2 protein-coding genes and 1 pseudogene are annotated in these 1,895 nt (G+C 64.1%); 1 reads left to right on the top strand and 2 read right to left on the bottom strand.

Features of this window, described 5'->3' with window-relative positions:
* Window positions 1-532, bottom strand: a 532-nt coding sequence (locus EN969_RS29105; protein WP_127419628.1) for a sulfate transporter family protein, incomplete at its 3' end; no start/stop codon positions are given.
* A 90-nt stretch (window positions 533-622) separates the two neighbouring features.
* Window positions 623-1,555, bottom strand: a complete 933-nt coding sequence (locus EN969_RS29110; RefSeq protein ID WP_050580561.1) for an EamA family transporter — start codon at window positions 1,553-1,555, stop codon at window positions 623-625.
* A gap of 230 nt (window positions 1,556-1,785) precedes the next feature.
* On the opposite strand from EN969_RS29110, the pseudogene EN969_RS36340 reads away from it, so the two are divergent.
* A pseudogene (locus tag EN969_RS36340) lies at window positions 1,786-1,895 on the top strand (adenosine kinase); the annotation flags it as partial.

Raw genomic sequence — 1,895 nt, forward strand, 5'->3', positions numbered from 1 at the left:
CGTCTTCGCCGCGAAAGCGCATGGCGGCGAATTCGAAGAACTCGCGCCCGAGCAGATAGCCGTTGACGATGAAGAAGGCGGCTATGTTGACGCCCGGCACCAAGAGAAGCAGCAGCGCGACGATGTTGCCGAGAATGACGACACCGAGGAATCGCGCCGACAGCACCAGCGAGCGCAGCGCCGGCATGGCGCGGCCGGTCGGATCGCCGGGATAGTCGGTGCGCTCGACCACTTCGGCGATATCGTCGAGGAACAGGCCAGCGACAACAGCCGTCACCGGCGCGATGAGCAACGCCATGCCGAAGGCAAGCGCTATTGCCGCGATGATGCCGCCGAGCCACCCGGCCCAGGACGGCATGCCGGGCAACAGCGTCTGCAGCCACGGCAGCGCCAGCCACTCGACGAGGCTGGTCAGGCCGAACCACAGAGCCACCAGTGCCAGCACGGTCAAGCCCAGCGTCTTGACGAACACGGCCCGGAAGGGAGGCGAAATCAGCTCGAGGGCCGCAGCGCGGGCAGCGTCGAAAATCACCTTGTCACACCCCCGGTTAGCGGACGCCGCCTAAAAGGCGGATGCTTCCGAGATAGGCAGCGCAGGCCATGAGCACAAGCGGGCTGGCGTTTACCGCGCAAACGCCGGCTTTCGAACCGGGATGGTCATGGCAGCGACCCCGGCCACGACAAAACCCATGCCCAGCCATGCCGTCGAACCAAGACTTTCGCCGAGGAAGAGAGCGCCGATGCCGACGCCGATCGGCACGCGCAGATAGGCCTGCGAGGTGGTGCCGACCGAACCCAGCGTGTGGATGAGGCGGAAATAGATAACGAAGGCCAGCGCGGTGGAAAAGACCGACAGGCCGAGCAGGGCCAGGATCGACGCGGTCGATGGCGCCAGCGTCCACGGCTGGTCGAACACCAGACTGAGCGGCACGAGGATGACGGCGCCGCACAGCATGGAACCGGCGGCCGGTAGCATTGGGTCGAGGCCCTTGAAACCGCGGCCGAAAATGGCGGCCCCGGCATAGCAGACCGTCGCGGCGACGATTGCCAATTGCGCCCACAATTCATGACCGAGGCCACCCAGCGCCTGCGTGCCGATAATGAGGCAGATGCCGGCAATGCCGGCGCCCACACCGATCAGTTTGCGCAAGGTGACCGGCTCGTGGCGGGTGATGAGCGCGGTCAAGAGGAAGGTGAAGATCGGTGAGGTCGCGTTGAGGATGGTGGCGAGGCCGGCATCGACCGAGCGTTCGGCCGCGGCGATCAGGGTGAACGGAATAACGCTGTTGAGGCAGGCCTGGAAGGCGAAGCGGCGCCAGCTTGCAGCATCGCCCGGCAAGGCGAGCCCGCGCCAGCGGATGATGGCCAACAGGATGCCGCCGGCGATCAGGGTGCGGGCGGCAATGAAGGTGACCGGCGGGATGGTTTCGACGCCGATCTTGATGAAGGTGTAGGAGGCGCCCCAGAGCACTGCCAGCACGACGAGCAGTACCAGGTCGGTGGTCAGATCGTTTTTTGCAGGCTCGTTCTTCGTCGACATGCTTTTTGTAGACATTGGGGGCTGGCTCGCCTTCGAAGCGGGATCGTCTGATCCAGGCTTATAGGCGGTGCGGCGATGAAATGCTTCGGCCACGGTCGAATTGTCATAGCGCCTCGCGGCTGATGCCCCTTTGCCTGTTCCGCCAAAGTTGCGTGTCACGCCCTAGGCAAACCGGTTTCAAATCGCTAGACCCGCGCCGGGCCGGCGTGGCAAGAAGCCGGCTCGGGTTTTTGGCGGAGATTTTGATGCCGGATTATGACGTGCTTTGCATCGGCAATGCCATTGTCGACATCATCGCCCAGTGCGACGAGGAATTCCTCGAGACCAACGGCATCATCAAGGGCGCGATGAACCT

The organism is Mesorhizobium sp. M7A.F.Ca.CA.003.01.2.1 (genome assembly GCF_003998945.1).
Lineage (GTDB): Bacteria > Pseudomonadota > Alphaproteobacteria > Rhizobiales > Rhizobiaceae > Mesorhizobium > Mesorhizobium ciceri.

Bases quoted from the DNA above. Each gene is read 5' to 3' on its own strand.
- EN969_RS29110 (WP_050580561.1), bottom strand. From the start codon at position 1,555: ATGTCTACAAAAAGCATGTCGACGAAGAACGAGCCTGCAAAAAACGAT.